The organism is Nocardiopsis sp. RV163, assembly GCF_001029525.1.
In the GTDB taxonomy this organism is placed as follows: Bacteria; Actinomycetota; Actinomycetes; order Streptosporangiales; family Streptosporangiaceae; genus Nocardiopsis; species Nocardiopsis dassonvillei.
This window is the reverse complement of the sequence record NZ_LEKI01000129.1, coordinates 1-17,071: the sequence shown is the minus strand read 5'-3', so window position 1 is coordinate 17,071 and position 17,071 is coordinate 1. Positions and strand designations below refer to the sequence as shown.

The window sequence follows — 17,071 nt, the reverse complement described above, 5'->3', positions numbered from 1 at the left end:
CGCCGGGGGAGATCGCGGCCGAGGGGGGGCGGGCCCCGCCCGGCGGTGCGCCGCCCGTCACCCGGTGCGCCTGCCAGCGGCCGCGCGAAAGGCATTCGTCGGGGACGCGCTTCCTTTATAAGACGCGGCATACGGTGTTCGGTTTACCGGTTCCGGAAAAAACTTCCGCGGAGAATTGCGGTGTCGCCCAGAGTGAGGGGGTCTTTCTCTGTGATCCTTTCGTGATGGGCTTCAAGTGAATGCCCCCTTTGTGGGGATGTAAGGTCTGGGTGAGGAAATCGGAAGCACTCCACGGCCCGGTTCCCGCGCCCCCTCCGTCCGGCGGTCGCGGCCGCGCCCTCCTTTTCCCGCTGGCAGCGAGCTTTCTGTGTGCTCCCGCCATCCCCCATCCGATCCTGGTTCGCGTCCTGTGTTCCCACGACTCCCCCGCAGTCGGCCGGTGGCGCGCGTATCCAGAGCAGTCCGGCCAGTGCGGACTGCGGCCGATCCGAAGAGGATTGATTTGAAGAACACCCGCGTCACCGCGCGCCGCATTCTCCAGGGCGGAGCGGCTTTCGCCGCTCTCGGCGCGCTCAGCATCGCCACGGCTCTCCCCGCCGCGGCGGAGGCCGAGTACTACGGCTGGGCCTACGCCTCCGTCGGCAACTGGGAGGGCGTCGCCGTAAGTTACGACGGCACGACCACCAACAGCTAATCCGGTTCCGTCGGCAACTGGCTGACCTTCTCCGGCACCAGCAGCGCCACGGTCGGCAGTGACGGCGTCGCCGCCACGGCCACCGTGGACATCGCCCGCCTCCAGATCACCGTCTCCGACGTGGAGGAGATCGTCGAGGAGAACCTCGACGAGGAGCCCGAGCCCACGGAGGAGACCGAGGAGCCCGAGGCCGAGGAGCCCCCGGCCCCCGAGGGCGAGGAGACCGAGCCCGGCGTCGACGACGGTCAGTCCGGGGACGGCGGTACCGGCGGCGAGGACACCGGCGGCGAGGACACCGGCGGCGAGGGCGCCGACGGCGGTGGGACAGGCGGTGACGAGAACACCGGCGGCGGTGAGACCGGCGGCGAGCCCGCCGCTCCGGAGGTACCGGAGGCCAGCCCGGTCCCCGAGACCGACCCCGCCACCGCCTCCGAGGCCGAGACCCTGGTCCTGGACGGGGAGAGCACCGGGCTGGTCAGCGGCTCGGACGAGATCGTCCTCGACGCCACCCTGTCGGGTGTGACCACCACGACCACCCAGAGCTGGGACGGCGAGGTCTCCCACAGTGCCGACGTCGCCGACATCTCCTACCCCGAGGTCGTCACCCTCGACAGCGGTGAGCAGGTCGCCGTGGTGATCGACCTCGAGTCGTACGAGTACGTCGAGGAGTACGCCGACGAGGAGAACGGCGTCACCTGGAACGACGCCTACACCGGCTTCGCGGTGACCTTCACCGTCGACGGCGCCGAGGCCCCGTTCCACTACGTGGACCTGGCTGAGAGCCTCGCCAGCGTCGGTGCCGCCGAGATCGGCGACGGCGGCGGCGACAACGGCGGTGACGACGGCGACGACAAGCCCGCGCCGACCCACCCGGAGGACAGGACCGAGAAGAAGCCGCAGCCGGAGAAGCTGGAGAACGGCGAGTCCCTGGCCCAGACCGGCAGCCCGATCGCGGGTCTGATCGCGGCCGGTGCCGCGATCGCCGCCGGCGGCGGTCTGGCCGCGTACTTCGCGCGCCGCAGGAAGGACACCGCCCACTCCGCCGCGGAGGCCAGCGAGGGCTGAGCACGAGCTTGGCGTCGGCTGAGCCGATCCGGCCCCGGGGACACGTTCCCCGGGGCCGTTCCCTTGTCCGGGCCCCTCCCTCCCGGGACCGCTCCCGCCCCCTCCCGGGGCGTCCGGAACTTCGCGGCGGCGGCCTCCGTTGACCGGGTGGCCGGCGCCCGCGCACCGGTCCGATCGGCCCACGGCGAACGGTTTCCGTTTCGTGATCCAGAGGTTAGGCTCGCCGTAGGGCGCCCGCACACACCGCCCGACACAGAGTCACCTTCCCGGGGCGGGAAGGCCCCGACACGATCCGCCCCGTACACCGCGACCGGCCGTCTCCGGCTGGCCGGGCAACCCTGTCCGCCGTCCGCGGCGGTCACGGGCCGACCCCCGGGTCGGACATCCCCCGCATACAACAGGAGTGTTGTGGTGTCTCCCGCCAAGCTGACCGCGCGCCGCCTCGTCCGCGGCGGCGTCCTGTTCGCCGCTCTCGGAGTGCTGGGCGCCGTGCCCGCGCTCCCCGCCTCCGCCGACCAGCTCGTCTGGGGCAACGCACAGGCCTGGGTGGCCGACGGCGACGTGGTCACCGGCTACTCCACCGCCACCGGCTTCGGCGGGCAGACCGAGGGCAGCGCCACGGCCGAGGACCTCTTCGGGCCGATGGCCCCCTACCTGGAGATCGACGGCGAGAGCCACACCGTGGTCGACGCCGACAGCGCGCGCGCCGCCTCCACCGTGCGGACCGCCTCCTTCCGGATGGAGGTCGCCGACCTCGCCGCCCGGGGGCTGATCGACGTGCCGCCGGAGGCGGACCTGCCCGAGCCCTCCGCGCCGCCCTCCCCCTCACCGGAGGCCGAACCGTCCTCGGAGGTCACCCCCTTCCGGGACGAGCCCTCGCCGGACGGCGGCGACGGCGCGGACAGCACGGGCGGCGGCACCGGCGATACCGGCGGCGCGGACGACAGGACCCCCTCGGGCGGGGACCCCGCTGACGGGGGAACCGCGGACGAGGGCTCCGGGGACGAGGGCTCCGGGGACGAGGGCTCCGGGGACGGCGGCGACACCCCCGCGGACACGGGGGACCAGGACGCGGCCCAGGCGAGCGAGGAGCCCTCCGACGCACCCCGGAGCGAACCGCAGGAGGGCGCCTCCCCCAGCCCCTCCCCGAGCGCGGCCGGGGACGTGCTCCTCCTCGACGGGGCCCTCGCCGAGACGGTGTCCGCCGACGGCAACGCCGTGGAGTTCACCCTCGCGGACGTGACCGCCACGGCGACCGCCGGGTACGACGGCGCGACCGAGACGACCTTCGCCCACGGCGATCTGACCGCGTTCGGCGTCTCCGCCGGGCCGTTGGGCAAGAACGCCGACGGGACCGTGGTGGAGGAGGTCCTGGAGGTCTTCGACGAGGACGGTGACGTGGCCCTGGAGGTGCCCGTCCGCATCCGCTTCGAGGCCAACGAGACCACCTTCCGGGACCAGGACGAGGACTGGGACGGACGCGGGAGCCGGAGCTGGATGACCGTGTGGGTGCAGGTCGGCGAGGTCGGCCGGGAGAGGGGCTTCGCGGTGGACTTCGCCGACGCGTGGGCGCTCGGGTCCACCTACGCCGCGACCACCCCTCCCTCCCCGGGCGACAAGGGCACCACCGACGAAGAGTCGCCGCGGCCGGAGGAGGCCGCCGGGGACGACAACCGCCTGGCGACGACGGGCAGCTCGCTCGCCGCGCTGATCACCGCCGCGGTGGTGGCGGTCGGCGGCGGCGCGGCCGCCACCTTCCTGGCCCGCGACCGCACCACCGCCATGGACGACCGGATCGGGGACTTCTAGCCGGACGTCCTCCGGGCACCGCCCGGGTGTGGTGCGTGTCCGGTCGTCCGCGTGACCGGCTTCGCCGGGCGCTCGCGTACGGTCCCCGCGCGGAGGTCCCGTACGGGGGGTACGCGGCTGCGGCGCCCCTCGGTGTCCGGACACGCGGAAGGCGGGCCTCCTGTGGGAAGACCCGCCCTCGACCTTTGTCAGCCGCTCTCAGCGGCCGGAGCCCGTCCGACCGTTCCCCCCGGAATCGGCGCAGACAGGGGAGATCACTCCGTACGCTGGCTGGGGATTCCGGCCAGCAGGGCGCGGACTTCGGTCTCGCGGTAGCGGCGGTGTCCGCCCAAGGTGCGGATCGAGGTCAGCTTGCCCGCCTTCGCCCAGCGTGTCACGGTCTTGGGGTCCACACGGAACATGGTGGCAACCTCGGCGGGGGTCAACAGGGGCTCCGCCTCGGGCGTGCGAGTTGACATGTGTACGGCCTCTCCTCCTGGATCTGTGTGCCGATCCTTGAGCCTTAATCCTGGCACTTGGCCCGGATGTCCAATATTCCCTCTAGGTCTATATTGGCATCACCCGAGGTGATTGTGCGACCACTCCAAGCAACTTTGCACGTGGGAGGCCAAAGAAAGCCGCCCGTGGCCGCGTCACGCTAAGTGATTCTAGCGACACGTTTAGTGGCATGTGGCGTATTCGGTCAAAACTTCGTTCTCCGGCCTCGTTTTTCTCGATGCGGAGTGCCCGAAGTGCTACGGCTGCCTGACCGAAACCCGGCTCCGTGGAGCGTGGTGGGGTCCCGGGCCCTCGGCGGGCGGTTCGCGTGCTGGGGAGGAAGCGGGTCGGTGGGGAAGGGGCGCCGTGTGCTTCGGCTGGCGGTCGGGCCGCGCGGATTGCCCGCGCGGCAAGGGTTTCCTGATTACTGAGGGTGCGCTCTGTGATCGTTTGACTACAGTCTATGCCGATCCCTATCGGGCGTTATGCCCAGTTTCACGACTCTTGATGTCGTGCGCGGACGACGTCCGGGCTCGCACCCTTGTCACGTGCGAAAAGACCGCGGAGGAGGAGAGAGAAACCTGGCGTACCAGGTTGGTAACCGGCGTGGCGCGCGGGCGTCCGCCCTCTCAGATGACGACAGACGACGGTGTGTGTCCACGAAAACGTGGTGACACCGTAACCCTCAGTTGGCGTGCTCCAGTGCGCGTACCGACCTCCAGCGCCGAGTGAGCCTCTCGCGCAGCTCGACCACGCGTCGGCCGTTCCCCGTCGCCAGGGCCTCTATCGCCCCCGCCACCTCCGCCACCGAGTGGTCCTCGCCGAGGTGGTCGTCGCTGAGGAGGTGCGGCAGCCCGCCGTAGTCCAGCTCCAGCAGCGAGTCGGGGTGCGCGGTCAGCGTCAGCCAGTCCGTCAGCTGCTCGGTGGCGGCCGAGACCGCGTGCTCGCCGATGTGCTCCCGCAGCACGGCCGCCGTCTGCTCCAGCCGTCTCAGGGCGAGCGAGGTCCGCGTCAGGTACAGCAGGGTCCTGGTGGAGTTCGCCGACAGCACCAGGCACCGCTCCTGGGCCTCGAAGGGCACGAACCAGGGGATCGGCACGGTCCAGTTGCTGGACAGGATCCCCGGCCGCACCAGCGCGCCCGAGTCCCGCCACTCGCGGTACTCCTCCTCAGCCCGCTCCGCCTCGTCCACGGGCACGAACGCCGTGCTCACCCCCACCGGCATCGTGCCGGTGAACTCGGTGAAGGCCCGCCACGAGCGCAGCCGGGTCTGCCATGGGCAGACGTACAGCCGCTCGTTCACCCGGCGCAGGTAGGCGTTGCGGCTCTCCTCCGCCGGTGCCACCACCGGGGGCGTGGCCGCCAGGCGGCTCAGGCTCTCGGCGTGCTCCGCCGCCAGCGCGTTGATCCGCCGGGGCCGGTCGGGGGAGGCCGCGTACTCCTCCCAGTAACCGCGGTCGTACGGAGAGAAGGCGTTGATCGGCTGGTAGACGCGGAGATAGGCGGTGTAGGGCAGCACGATCGCATCGTGGCACATATCGTTGTCTGTGGCACTCACCACGGGTAGCCTGTGCGGCCGCTGTTGCGTGCGCTCACCACACCCGTCACACCCGGGTGGCGTAGGCACGACGGGGGCCGACCAGGTACGGTTGTACGTGTACGTAAGCTGGCGCCTGTCGTCAGTCGCGTTTGACGGCCGTCAGCCCGATAGTGCGGGTTTGTAAGTGATCTGGGGTTCGTCGGAACCCAATCGTTGAGGGGGTCGAGCCAATGGGGCGCGGCCGAGCCAAGGCCAAGCAGCAGAAGGTCGCCCGGAAGCTCAAGTACAGCTCCGGCGGGACCGACCTTGAGCGGCTGCGGTCGGAGCTGGGTGTCGCTGAGGACGAGGGGTCTCCCTCCGGGCCGTCGGGTCCGGATGATTCCTACGCGGATTCTCACGACGACCTTGTCGACCGCTACGCGGATCTTGCCGACAAGTACTCGGACTCGGACAAGTAGTACCCGGTAACGCTGTAGTACCCAGCAGTACTGGTAGCCGGCAGGTCCGGTGTCCGGTGGGGCTGGTACCCGGCGGACCGAGATTTCCAGGTCGCTCGGACGACAACCGCTGACCTGTGGCGGTCGCGGTTCCCGCACCAGGGGGCCGTAGCGGACAGGTGGATATAGCCGGTGCGAACCACTGCGGTGGTTCGCACCGGCTATGTTCGCGTCCGCTCCTCACGCGCCGCGGTACTCGCCGGTCAGGACGGCCCGTCCCGAACCGGCCGTCACCGTGCCCAGCCGCCAGGCCGGAACACCTCGGTCGGACAGCACGCCCAGGGCGCGTTCGGCGTCGTCCGCCGCGACGATCGCCGCCATGCCCACACCCATGTTGAACGTGGCCTCCATGTCCTCCCGGCCCACGCCGCCCTTGTCTGCCAGGTAGCCGAACACGGGGGCGGGCGCCCAGGTGGAACGGTCCAGCTCCGCGTCCAGGTGGCCGGGCAGGGAACGCGACAGGTTGGCCGCCAGCCCGCCGCCGGTGATGTGCGCGTAGGCGTGCACCTCCACGGCCGCGGTCAGCGCCACGCAGTCCTTGGCGTACACCCGGGTCGGGGTCAGCAGCACCTCGCCCAGCACCCCGTCCAGCTCCGGCACGTGCGCGAACAGGTCCAGGTCCGCCCGGTCCACGATGCCGCGGACGAGCGAGTAGCCGTTGGAGTGCGGGCCCGAGGAGCCCATCGCGATGACGGCGTCGCCCTCGCGGACGCGGTCCTGGCCCAGGATCGCGTCGCCCTCCACCACGCCGGTGCCCGCACCGGCCAGGTCGTACTCGTCCGGCTCCATGGCGCCCGGGTGCTCGGCGGTCTCCCCGCCGACCAGCGCGCAGCCCGCCTGGTGGCAGCCCTCGGCGATGCCGCCGACGATCTCGGCGATGCGCTCGGGCACCACCGCGCCGCAGGCGACGTAGTCGGTCATGAACAGGGGCTCGGCGCCGCTGACCACGAGGTCGTCGACGACCATCGCCACCAGGTCGATGCCGATCGTGTCGTGCCGGTCCATCTGCTGGGCGAGCATCACCTTGGTGCCCACGCCGTCGGTGGAGGTCGCCAGGACCGGGTCCTTGTACTTGTTCGTGTCGAGCCGGAACAGGCCCGCGAAGCCGCTGGCGTCGGTCACCTGCTCGGGCCTGCGGGTGCGCGCCACGTGGCGCTTCATCAGGTCGACGGCGCGCTCGCCGGCTGCGATGTCCACCCCGGCGGCCGCGTACGCGCCCGGCGTCCCCGTGCTTTCGGCTGCCACGCCAGTTCTCCTCGTGCTGTGTCGCTTGCGGTGCGGTCCCCGCCTCCCCTCCCAGGGCACGGCGGAGCCGCCGCGCGGGCCCGTGCGGACCCGGCGGCGGACTACTTGTCGCTGGTGGCCAGCGTCGATCCCTCGGGTGTGCCGCAGGACTTCTCCAACAGGTACTTGCCCCGGGCGTCGTCGCGCACCTCGATCGGGTACACGCCGTCGAAGCAGGCCCGGCACAGGTCGTCCTTGGGCACCTCCGACGCGGCGATGAGCTCGTCGAGGTCCACGTAGGCCAGGGAGTCGGCGTTGACCGAGGCGGCGATCTCGTCCACGGACATGTTGGCCGCGATGAGCTCGGCGCGCGTGGCGAAGTCGATGCCGTAGTAGCAGGGCCACAGCACGGGCGGGCTGGAGATGCGCACGTGCACCTCGGCGGCGCCCGCGTCGCGCAGCATCCGGACCAGCGCCCTCTGGGTGTTGCCGCGCACGATGGAGTCGTCCACGACCACCAGGCGGCGGCCCTCGATGACGTCGCGCAGCGGGTTGAGCTTGAGCCGGATGCCCAACTGGCGCAGCGTCTGGCTGGGCTGGATGAAGGTGCGCCCCACGTAGGAGTTCTTCACCAGTCCCTGGGCGAAGGGGATGCCGCTGGCCTCGGCGTAGCCGACCGCGGCGGGTGTTCCGGACTCGGGCACCGGGATGACCAGGTCGGCCTCCACCGGGTGCTCCTTGGCCAGACGGCGGCCCACCTCCACGCGGGTGGAGTTGACGTTGCGGCCCGCGATGGTGGTGTCGGGGCGGGCCAGGTAGACGTACTCGAACAGGCAGCCCTTGCGGCGGGCGGGCGCGAAGCGCCGCGAGCGGACCCCGCGCTCGTCGATGGTGAGGAGCTCGCCCGGTTCGATCTCGCGCACGACCTTGGCGCCCACGATGTCCAGGGCGGCGGTCTCGCTGGCGACCACCCAACCGCCCGCGTCAGAGGTCTCTCCGAGGCGGCCCAGCACGAACGGGCGGATGCCCTGGGGGTCGCGCGCCGCGTACAGGGTGTCCTCGTCCATGAACACCAGGGAGAAGGCACCCCTGACCTGCGGGAGCAGTTCGAGGGCGGCGTCCTCCACGGAGCTGCCGCTCCTGGCCCGCTCGGCCAGCAGGTTGGTGAGTACCTCGGTGTCGGTGGTGGCCCCCCGGCGCGTGTCGGGCAGCATCGCAGCCAGTTCCGGGGTGTTGATCAGGTTGCCGTTGTGGCCGAGCGCCAGACCCCCCTCGCGCGCCGTGTAGAAGGTCGGCTGCGCGTTCTCCCACACCGGCGACCCGGTGGTGGAGTAACGGCAGTGGCCGATCGCGAGGTGGCCGCGCAGGGAGTCCAGGGTCGCCTCGTTGAAGACCTGGGAGACGAGCCCCATGTCCTTGTAGACGACGATCCGTTCCCCGTCGCTCAACGCTATGCCCGCGGACTCCTGACCGCGGTGTTGCAGAGCGTAGAGGCCGAAGTAGGTGAGCTTGCTGACTTCTTCGCCGGGCGCCCAGACCCCGAAGACACCGCAGGCGTCCTGCGGGCCGCGTTCGAGCGGATCGAGATCCATGGTGAGCCGGCCGTCGGAGTACGACACACCCACAGCTTAGTGCCTGGCCGTCGGCCGGGCACCACCCGGGGGAGGTACCGGCCACAGGGGCAGGTGTCCGGACAGGTCGGAGCGCACGCCGCTGGCCCGCACCAGGTGCTCCGACACCGCCCGCTCCCAGGGGGTGCGGCCTGTGGCCACGCGCAGCCAGGTGAGGGGGTCGGTCTCGACGACGCCGGGCGGGGTGCCGCGGGTGTGGCGGGGCCCCTCGACGGCCTGCACGGCGCCGTACGGCGGCACGCGCACCTCCAGGCTGTGACCGGGAGCACGGTCCGCGAGCACCGCCAGGGTGCCCCGCACCGCGGCCTTGAGGGCCGCGCGCACGGGCTCCCCGGCGCACAGCACGGCCTCGGCGCAGGCGGCGACGGCGGCCTCGTCGTCCCCCTCGAAGGGGGCCTCTCCCAGCTCGGAGAGCTGCTGGTCCAGGGACTCGCGGAGGCGCCGCACGGCGCTCGCGCTCAGGGCGGAAGGCATGGAGGTGAGCCTACGGGCCCCGGTCCGCGGTGCGGCCGGGTGATCGGCCCGATGAACGGAGGGGGTACTTGTTATTGCGGCCAAATAGACCGAAGGTGGACATCGAAGAACTCCGGTGGAGCTGTCCACCGGTCTCCGCTCGATTGGGTGATTCCTGTCTCAGCGCGACGCTGGCCAGCAGGAGCGGGACACGGTAGCGTCCCGAACCGTCCCGGTGTTGTCGAGATTGGGAGGATTGCGATGGACCCCGCGTCCCCAGGGTGTTCCACGCTGAGGCACCGTCTGATGAATAAGCGGTGACTAAGTCCGTGCCAGCCCAACCCCTCGGCGCCGGACCGGCGCCGCCCAGCCCGGCCGCGCCGGACCAACTGGCCGACGCGCTTAACATCCACCAAGGAACACCACCGCACCATCGGGAGAACGACGTGCGCCTGCGCTTGCGCCCGCGTGATGACAGTTACTACGAGATGTTCACCGACTCGGCGAACAACCTGGTCATCGCGGCTCGCCTGCTGGTGGAGCTGATGAGTGACGGAGCCGACCGCGAGGCCATCACCGAGAAGATGCGCGCCTGCGAGCACGCGGGTGACGACGCCACCCACGCGATCATGCGACGCCTGAACAAGAGCTCGGGGACACCCATCCACCGGGAGGACATCTACCGTCTGGCCTCCAACCTGGACGATGTGATGGATTCCATGGAGGCCGCCGTCGACCTCATCGGCCTGTACGGCCTGGAGCGCCTCCCCAAGGGCATCATCGACCAGATCGAGGTGCTGGAGCGCGCGGCCGAGCTGACCGCCGAGGCGATGCCCCGCCTGCGCACGCTGGAGGACCTGACCCGGTACTGGATCGAGATCAACCAACTGGAGAACCAGGCCGACCGCATCTACCGCAAGCTCCTGGCCCGCCTGTTCAGCGGGGAGTACGACGCCCTGACGGTGCTCAAGCTCAAGGACGTCATCGAGGAGCTGGAGACCGCCGCGGACGCTTTCGAGCACGTCGCGAACACGGTGGAGACCATCGTCGTCAAGAACGGCTGAGGCTTCCCCGGCCCTCCCCTGGCGACCGGCGCCGGGCGCGGCGCGCCCCCTCGCACGCCGGGGCCGCCGGGGCCGCTCGAGCGTCCCGTCGCCCCGCCCGGCCGCCGCGCGCACCCCTCGCCCCAACCGGGGCCGGGAGGCGGGTTCACAGGCCGGTGACGGCCCGGTTCGGGACGGTGCGCCGGGACAGCAGCCCGGCGAGGTGGTCGAAGAACCCGACGGCGTCGACCTCCTCGATCACCGTCGCGTTCGCCTCCAGCCCGTGCACGCCCCAGGACATGGCCGAGTAGCCTCGGGTCAGCTCCCCGGCGGTCTCCACGTCCACGTGGTAGCGGGCGGAGCGGCGCACCAGCTCCGGGTGGAGCAGTACCGCCGTGGTCAGGGAGTCGGGGTGGGTGGTGCCGTCGATGCCCACGCTGCGGTCGAACTCCAGCGTCGCCGCGCACACGCGCCCGAAGAAGTCCGACAGCGGGGTGCCGAGGGCGGCGAGGGCGTCCAGCCGCTCCTGGCCGAACACCGCCTGGCGCAGCGTCAGCGGGTCCCAGGGGACCACGGTGATCTCGAAGCCCGCCGCGAACACGGCCTTGGCCGACTCCGGGTCCACGTAGAAGTTGAACTCCGCGGCGGCGGTGATGTTCCCGCGGCCGTTGTTGGACCCGCCCATGACGTAGAGGGCGCCGACGTTGCGGGCGAAGTCTGGGTCCTTGGCGGCGGCCATCGCGATGTTGGTCAGCGGTCCGATCGCCACGATCGACAGTTCGCCGGGGTTCTCCGCGGCCAGCCGGACGAGGGCGTCCGCCGCGTGCTCGCGCTCGGTCTCCAGCCCGGAGACGTCCATGGACAGGCCCCCCGACCCGTCGCCGTGCACGTTCTCCGCGCTCACCCACGGGCGCACGAGCGGACGGCGGCAGCCCAGGTACACGGGCACCTCGCCCAGGCGACCGGCCACGCTGAGGGTGAGGAAGGCGTTGCGCACCTGCTGGTCGAAGCCGACGTTCCCCGCGACCATGGTGATGGCGCGCAGGTCCGCCTCAGGGTCCAGCAGCCCGATGAGGAGGGCCACGCAGTCGTCCTGCGCGGTGTCGGTGTCGATCACCAGCGGTGTGGTCACGCCTGTCCTCGTGTTCTCTCGTCCGTGCGGATCTGCCGAAGCGGCCACCCCATCGCCGGTCGCCCCTGGTGGAGAAGGGTGTGGGGAGCGGATCAGCCGAACCGACCACCCGATCGCCGGTCGCCCCTGGTGGAGAAGGGTGTGGGGACCGGTTTGGCCGAAGCGGCCACCCGATCGCCGGTCGCCCCTGGTCGGGAAGGGTGTGGGGAGCGGATCAGCCGAACCGACCACCCGATCGCCGGTCGCCCCTGGTCGGGAAGGGTGCGGGGAGCGGATCAGCCGAACCGACCGGTGATATAGTTCTCCGTTTCCTTCTTCTCCGGCCGGGTGAACATCTGGTTCGTCTCGCCCATCTCGATGAGCTTGCCCGGCTTGCCCGGAGCCGACAGGTTGAAGAACGCCGTCCGGTCGGACACACGCGCGGCCTGCTGCATGTTGTGCGTCACGATGACGATCGTGTAGTTCTCCTTGAGCTGGTGGATGAGGTCCTCGATCGCCAGGGTCGAGATCGGGTCCAGCGCCGAGCACGGCTCGTCCATCAGCAGCACCGACGGCTTGACCGCGGTGGCGCGGGCGATGCACAGCCGCTGCTGCTGGCCGCCGGAGAGGCCCGAACCGGGCTTGTTCAGCCGGTCCTTGACCTCCTCCCACAGGTTCGCGCCGCGCAGCGAACCCTCCACCAGCTCGTCCGCCTCGGACTTGCTCATCCGCCGGTTGTTGAGGCGGGCGCCGGCGACGACGTTGTCGTAGATCGACATCGTCGGGAACGGGTTGGCCTTCTGGAAGACCATCCCGACCTCGCTGCGCACCATGACCGGGTCCACGTCGGGTCCGTAGATGTCCAGGTCGTCCAGGAGCACCTTGCCCTGGACGCGGGCTCCCGGGGTCACCTCGTGCATACGGTTGAGGGTCCGCAGGAAGGTGGACTTGCCGCAGCCGGACGACCCGATGAACGCCGTCACCGACCGCGGTTCGATGGTCATCGACACGTCCTCAACGGCCTTGAAGTCGCCGTAGTAGACGTGGAGACCGGAGACGTCGATACGTTTCGCCACTGGAAGTTCCTCGTGAGTCTGCTCCGCGCGCGGGGCGTGGGCGGTGGGTGTAGGGGTCAACGGGCCTTCGGCGCGAACAGACGGCCGATCATGCGGGCCAGGAAGAACAGCAGCATCACCACCAGGATCAGGGTCAGCGCCGCCGACCAGGCCCTCTCGTAGTTGACGGCACCGCCCATGCGGACCTGCGAGTAGATGAACACCGGGAGGTTCATCATCTGTCCGTCGAACAGGTTCCAGTTGATCGAGACCGCGGACGACCCCGTAGTGAGGATCAGGGGTGCCGTCTCCCCGATAACGCGGGCGATGGCGAGCATGATTCCTGTCGTCAGACCGGCCGCGGAGGTGGGCAGCACCACCTTGGTGATCGTGCGCCACTTGGGCACCCCCAGGGCGTAGGAGGCCTCGCGCAGGTCCTGAGGCACCAGCCGCAGCATTTCCTCGCTGGAGCGCACCACGACCGGGATCATCAGCACCGCCAGCGCGATCGCGCCCGCCGCGCCGTTGGTCCGGCCCGGGCCGAACAGGATCATCCACAGCGCCACCACGAACAGCCCGGCGACGATCGACGGGATGCCCGTCATGACGTCGACGAAGAACACGATGGTCCGCTTCATGCGGCCCTCGGCGTACTCCACGAGGTACACGGCGGTCATCACGCCGATGGGTACCGAGATGAGCGTGGCCATGCCGGTGATCGCCAGGGTGCCCACGATCGCGTGGTAGACGCCGCCCGCGTCCATGCTCGGCAGGACGCCGTTCATGGACACCGTGAGGAAGTAGGCGTCGAACCGGACGAAGCCGTTGCGCAGCACCGTCCACAGCACCGACACCAGCGGCAGCATCGCCAGCAGGAAGCACAGGTAGACCAGCGAGGTGACCAGGCGGTCCTTGGCCTTGCGGCCGCCCTCCAAACGGGCGGAGGCCGTCACGGTGATCACCACGTACGCGGCGGCGGTGAGCAGGCCCCACAGCAGGAACCCGAATGACGAGAAGGCCAGCAGGATTCCGGCCACCACCGCGGCGGAGGACGCCAGCAGGGCGGCGGGGAAGTGCTGCGGCAGGGAGCCGCGGCGAAGGTCGGTCGAGGCCGGGCCCGTCTCGGGGCCGGGAGGCTGGGTGGTCGTCGTGTCCATCAAGACTCCTTGCTCCCCCGGGTCACGACGTAGCGCGCGCCCATGTTGACGACGAGGGTGATCGCGAACAGGACCAGCCCGGCGGCGATCAGCGCGGAGACGCCGTACCCGGTGGCCTCGGGGTACTGGAGGGCGATGTGCGCGGCGATGGTCTGGTTGCCGCTCTGCAACAGGTTCCAGGAGACGATGAGGGAGGGGGACAGGATCATCGCGACGGCCATCGTCTCGCCCAGGGCGCGGCCCAGGCCGAGCATGGCGCCGCCCACCACGCCGGACCTGCCGAAGGGCAGCACGGCCAGGCGGATCATCTCCCAGCGGGTGGCGCCCATGGCCAGGGCGGCCTCACGGTGGCCCTGCGGGGTCTGGCGGAACACGTCGCGCGCCATCGCGGTGATGATCGGCAGGATCATGACGGCCAGCACCACGCCCGCGGTGAGGATGGTGCGGGCCGAGGTGGAGGCGGGGCCCTGGAACAGCGGGATCCAGCCCAGGTAGCGCGTCAGCGCCTGGTACACGGGGACCAGCTCCGGGGCGAGGAAGCCGATGCCCCACAGGCCGTAGACGACGCTGGGGATGGCGGCCAGCAGGTCCACCAGGTAGCCGAGTACCGAGGCGAGCTTGCGCGGCGCGTAGAAGACGATGAACAGCGCGATCCCGATCGCCACCGGCGTGGCCAGCAGCAGCGCGATGGCCGCGGCCAGGACGGTGCCGAACGCCAGGGCGGCGACACCGAAGGCGGGTTCCTCGCGGACGTTGGGGTCCCACTCCGTGCTGGTGAGGAAGTTCGCCGTGTTCGCGGTAAGGGACGGCCATGCCTGCACCAGCAGGAAGGCGGCGACACCGGCGAGGATCAGCAGGATCAGGATGCCCGAGCCTCGGGCGAGCCCGGCGAAGGCGACGTCGCCGATCCGGCGCTTGCCCGTGGGCGGCGGTGCCGCCTCGGGGGCGTCCGTGGTCGTCATGGATTGGCTCCGGTTCGGAAGGTTTCAGGGCGGTTCGCCCGGATGGTGCGGTGCGTTCCGTGCACCTTCTGCGTGCCTGGTCTGTTCCCTGCGACGCGTGGTTCTCCCGCCGGCCGGGGGTGTCCCCCCGCCGAGGGCCGCTCCGCGCCCCGTGCTGGGGCGATCGCCGGTCACCGTGCCACGGTCCGTGGTGGAGGGTGGCCGTGCTGCGCCGAATGTGAAGGTAGGTGCCACAGGTGACGAGTTGTCCCAAACAAGATGAACGGAAGATGAACGCGGTGTCGCACTCCCGTGGCGGTCCGGGGATTGCCCGGTGAATGTGACGGGTCACACGTTCGGGCGGGGGGCGTCGTCCCTCGGCGGCGCGTACATCACGTCGGTGTCCCACATGGCGAATCCGAGCGACTCGTACAGCCGCACCGCCGCCTCGTTGTCGCCGTCCACGTACAGGTGGACCCACGGCAGACCGGCGTCGCGCAGATGCCGCAGTCCCGCCAGGGTCAGGGCCCGGCCGAGGCCGCTGCCCTGCCACTCGGGGTCCACGCCCACCACGTAGACCTCGCCCACCGGCTCGCCGTCGGTGAGACCGGCGCCGTCGGCGTGGGTCTTGGTCCAGTGGAACGCGGCCACCCCGCCGTCCTTGGCGGTGGCCAGGAAGAAGCCGTCCGGGTCGAACCAGTCCTCCACCTCGCGCTGGAGCAGGTCGTCCAGGGTGAGCTGGCCCTGCTCGGGGTGGTCGGCGAACGCCCGCGCGTTGGCGGCCAGCCACGCCTGCTCGTCCTGGCCCACGACGAAGGGGCGAAGCCGGACCCGTTCGGCCACCTCGGGCCGCAGCCCGGGTTCGGGCAGCTCGGGGGCCTCCCAGGGGCCGCCCGGCTCGTCCCCGGCGATGTCGCGCAGCGGCATCCGCATCTTGTGGAGTTCACGGACGGCCGTCCAGCCGTCCTCCCGGGCCACCGACACCGCCTGCGGGGTGCGCCCGTGCGCCCACACGCGGACCCCGTCCGGTCCCGCGTCCCGGTCCACCGAGTGCAGCAGGGCGGTTCCGTGCCCGCGGCCGCGGTGGTCGGGGTGGACGACGACCTCTCCGGAGTCGGGCTCGCCCGCGACGCGCTCCACGAACGCGAAGCCGACCGCGCGCCCGTCCTCCAGTGCCAGGTGGAAGCGGCTGCTCCCCGAGGGGGCGCCGTGTCTGACGCGGAGCAGGGTGTGCTCCGACAGCGGCGCGACGCCGTCGGCCGCGCGCGCCGCCTCGGCGAGCGTCAGCACCTGTTCGGCCAGGGTCCGGTCCAGATCATCGGTGACTAGCGGGGTGTCCATGGACCGAAAGCCTACGACGGTGCGAGCGCAAGACTTCTGTCAGCCACGGCCAGTGGAGTGTTTGTCCTGGTAGCCGCCCCGTTCCGCGCGTCACGGCGGCCCTGTGCCCCAGCGGCCGCGCCACCTGGGAACAGCGCCGGGGCGTCCTACTTCCTGCGGCGCCTGCCCTGGTAGCCGCCGCCGACGCGGACGCGCCGCACCGGTGCGAGCGGGGCCGCGAGCAGCAGCGCGAGGAGGAACGCGGCGAGCAGCACCGCCGGGGCCATGTTCGGCCCCAGATCGCTGTGATCGGCGGCCACCTCGGTCTCGTCGAGCCCGTCGTCCTGCGCACCGGGGGTCACCGTCGGCAGTTCGGCGAGGTTCTCCGCTCCGGGCACGACCCCGGGCAGGGATGCCTCGTCGCCGGGCAGGTCCGGGAAGCTGTCGCGGGTGGTGGGCACGTCGCTGGTGGGCACGTCGTTCACACGGCCGGGGGAGCGGGGCGGGCCGCCGGAGCCGCCGGACCGGCCGCCGTCCGAGCCGCCGGAGTTGCCCTCGCGTTCACCGCCGGACGAGGGGGGGTCGGGCCTGTCGGAGGGGCTCGTGGTCTCCTCCGGATCCTCGCTCGGCTCCTCTTCGGGCTCCTCGGTCTCCGGGGGCGTGCTGGGCTCCGGCGGAGTGGTGGGCTCGGGCTCGGCGATCGAGACCGTCCACGCGCCGGTGGCGACGCTGTGCGTCTCCGAGGCGTCCATCCCCGCGCACGCGACGCCCTCCCGGGCGAGCGCGTAGGTGAGGGTGGCCACGACCTCGGCGGGTACGCGGGTCGAACCGGCGACCTCTCCGGCGGACGCGGCCTCGCCCGGGGCGACCTCCTGGGGCTCGAACCCCTCGACGTCGAACCCTCCCGTGTTGACGTCCATCCCGAGCAGGCAGACGCTGACGTCGCCGGTGTTGGCCGCGGTGAGGGGGTTGGCCGGGAAGGAGCTGCCCAGCTCCGCCTCGTCCGAGTCCCGCTCGAAGGCGACCACGGCAGAGGGGGCGGGCTCCGGGGAGG

16 protein-coding genes and 1 pseudogene are annotated in these 17,071 nt (G+C 71.2%); 6 read left to right on the top strand and 11 right to left on the bottom strand.

Annotated elements, in window-relative coordinates; translation table 11 throughout:
* The 4 genes from ABD54_RS29125 to ABD54_RS20025 form a co-directional block, all read left to right on the top strand.
* Positions 1–239 (top strand): hypothetical protein (locus tag ABD54_RS29125; protein ID WP_235432126.1); only part of this gene is annotated, 239 nt, incomplete at its 5' end.
* A gap of 263 nt (positions 240–502) precedes the next feature.
* Complete coding sequence (locus tag ABD54_RS29120; protein ID WP_235432125.1) at positions 503–694, top strand: hypothetical protein; 192 nt, start codon at positions 503–505, stop codon at positions 692–694.
* Positions 695–778: 84 nt separating this feature from the next.
* Complete coding sequence (locus ABD54_RS20030; protein ID WP_235432124.1) at positions 779–1,759, top strand: LPXTG cell wall anchor domain-containing protein; 981 nt, start codon at positions 779–781, stop codon at positions 1,757–1,759.
* Between the two features lie 411 nt (positions 1,760–2,170).
* Positions 2,171–3,568, top strand: a complete 1,398-nt coding sequence (locus tag ABD54_RS20025; RefSeq protein WP_235432123.1) for a hypothetical protein — start codon at positions 2,171–2,173, stop codon at positions 3,566–3,568.
* A 254-nt stretch (positions 3,569–3,822) separates the two neighbouring features.
* On the opposite strand, the gene bldC is transcribed toward ABD54_RS20025, so the two are convergent.
* Both bldC and ABD54_RS20015 read right to left on the bottom strand, forming a co-directional pair.
* Positions 3,823–4,026: a developmental transcriptional regulator BldC gene (gene bldC, locus ABD54_RS20020; RefSeq protein WP_013155387.1), complete on the bottom strand. Its 204-nt coding sequence runs from the start codon at positions 4,024–4,026 to the stop codon at positions 3,823–3,825.
* Positions 4,027–4,730: 704 nt separating this feature from the next.
* Entirely contained in the window at positions 4,731–5,582 is an 852-nt protein-coding gene (locus tag ABD54_RS20015; protein WP_047871046.1) for a hypothetical protein, read from the bottom strand.
* A 233-nt stretch (positions 5,583–5,815) separates the two neighbouring features.
* On the opposite strand from ABD54_RS20015, the gene ABD54_RS20010 reads away from it, so the two are divergent.
* Complete coding sequence (locus tag ABD54_RS20010) at positions 5,816–6,043, top strand: DUF3073 domain-containing protein (RefSeq protein WP_013155385.1); 228 nt, start codon at positions 5,816–5,818, stop codon at positions 6,041–6,043.
* Between the two features lie 219 nt (positions 6,044–6,262).
* Here the strand turns inward: ABD54_RS20010 and purM are convergent, their stop codons facing one another.
* The 3 genes from purM to ABD54_RS19995 form a co-directional block, all read right to left on the bottom strand.
* Positions 6,263–7,327, bottom strand: coding sequence for a phosphoribosylformylglycinamidine cyclo-ligase (gene purM, locus ABD54_RS20005; protein WP_047871045.1), 1,065 nt, complete (start codon positions 7,325–7,327; stop codon positions 6,263–6,265).
* 101 nt (positions 7,328–7,428) lie between these two features.
* Positions 7,429–8,925: an amidophosphoribosyltransferase gene (gene purF / locus ABD54_RS20000; RefSeq protein WP_047871049.1), complete on the bottom strand. Its 1,497-nt coding sequence runs from the start codon at positions 8,923–8,925 to the stop codon at positions 7,429–7,431.
* Positions 8,926–8,934: 9 nt separating this feature from the next.
* The gene (locus ABD54_RS19995) at positions 8,935–9,411 is read right to left on the bottom strand and encodes a sterol carrier family protein (protein ID WP_047871044.1); all 477 of its coding nucleotides are present in this window, start codon (positions 9,409–9,411) and stop codon (positions 8,935–8,937) included.
* A gap of 425 nt (positions 9,412–9,836) precedes the next feature.
* Here ABD54_RS19995 and ABD54_RS19990 point away from each other — a divergent pair, with 425 nt between their 5' ends.
* Positions 9,837–10,454 carry a DUF47 domain-containing protein gene (locus tag ABD54_RS19990; RefSeq protein ID WP_013155381.1) on the top strand — a complete coding sequence of 206 codons (618 nt, stop codon included), beginning with the start codon at positions 9,837–9,839 and terminating at the stop codon, positions 10,452–10,454.
* 145 nt (positions 10,455–10,599) lie between these two features.
* Here the strand turns inward: ABD54_RS19990 and ABD54_RS19985 are convergent, their stop codons facing one another.
* The 6 genes and pseudogenes from ABD54_RS19985 to ABD54_RS28360 all read right to left on the bottom strand — a co-directional run.
* A complete protein-coding gene (locus ABD54_RS19985; RefSeq protein ID WP_047871043.1) occupies positions 10,600–11,565 on the bottom strand; it encodes a nucleoside hydrolase in 966 nt (321 codons plus the stop codon).
* A gap of 275 nt (positions 11,566–11,840) precedes the next feature.
* The gene (gene pstB, locus ABD54_RS19980) at positions 11,841–12,620 is read right to left on the bottom strand and encodes a phosphate ABC transporter ATP-binding protein PstB (RefSeq protein ID WP_047871042.1); all 780 of its coding nucleotides are present in this window, start codon (positions 12,618–12,620) and stop codon (positions 11,841–11,843) included.
* Between the two features lie 56 nt (positions 12,621–12,676).
* On the bottom strand, positions 12,677–13,756 hold the full coding sequence (gene pstA / locus ABD54_RS19975) for a phosphate ABC transporter permease PstA (protein ID WP_047871041.1): 1,080 nt from the start codon (positions 13,754–13,756) through the stop codon (positions 12,677–12,679).
* Positions 13,756–14,718, bottom strand: coding sequence for a phosphate ABC transporter permease subunit PstC (gene pstC, locus ABD54_RS19970; protein WP_047871040.1), 963 nt, complete (start codon positions 14,716–14,718; stop codon positions 13,756–13,758). Before pstC ends, pstA begins: the two co-directional genes overlap by 1 nt.
* 327 nt (positions 14,719–15,045) lie before the next feature.
* On the bottom strand, positions 15,046–16,038 hold the full coding sequence (mshD, locus tag ABD54_RS19965) for a mycothiol synthase (RefSeq protein ID WP_047871039.1): 993 nt from the start codon (positions 16,036–16,038) through the stop codon (positions 15,046–15,048).
* Positions 16,039–16,184: 146 nt separating this feature from the next.
* Positions 16,185–17,071: pseudogene (locus ABD54_RS28360) on the bottom strand (hypothetical protein); the annotation flags it as partial.

Coding starts and splice junctions, on each gene's coding strand:
- ABD54_RS19995 (WP_047871044.1), bottom strand. CDS start 9,411: ATGCCTTCCGCCCTGAGCGCGAGCGCCGTGCGGCGCCTCCGCGAGTCC.
- ABD54_RS20015 (WP_047871046.1), bottom strand. CDS start 5,582: ATGTGCCACGATGCGATCGTGCTGCCCTACACCGCCTATCTCCGCGTC.
- pstC (WP_047871040.1), bottom strand. CDS start 14,718: ATGACGACCACGGACGCCCCCGAGGCGGCACCGCCGCCCACGGGCAAG.
- mshD (WP_047871039.1), bottom strand. CDS start 16,038: ATGGACACCCCGCTAGTCACCGATGATCTGGACCGGACCCTGGCCGAA.
- pstA (WP_047871041.1), bottom strand. CDS start 13,756: ATGGACACGACGACCACCCAGCCTCCCGGCCCCGAGACGGGCCCGGCC.
- ABD54_RS20010 (WP_013155385.1), top strand. CDS start 5,816: ATGGGGCGCGGCCGAGCCAAGGCCAAGCAGCAGAAGGTCGCCCGGAAG.
- bldC (WP_013155387.1), bottom strand. CDS start 4,026: ATGTCAACTCGCACGCCCGAGGCGGAGCCCCTGTTGACCCCCGCCGAG.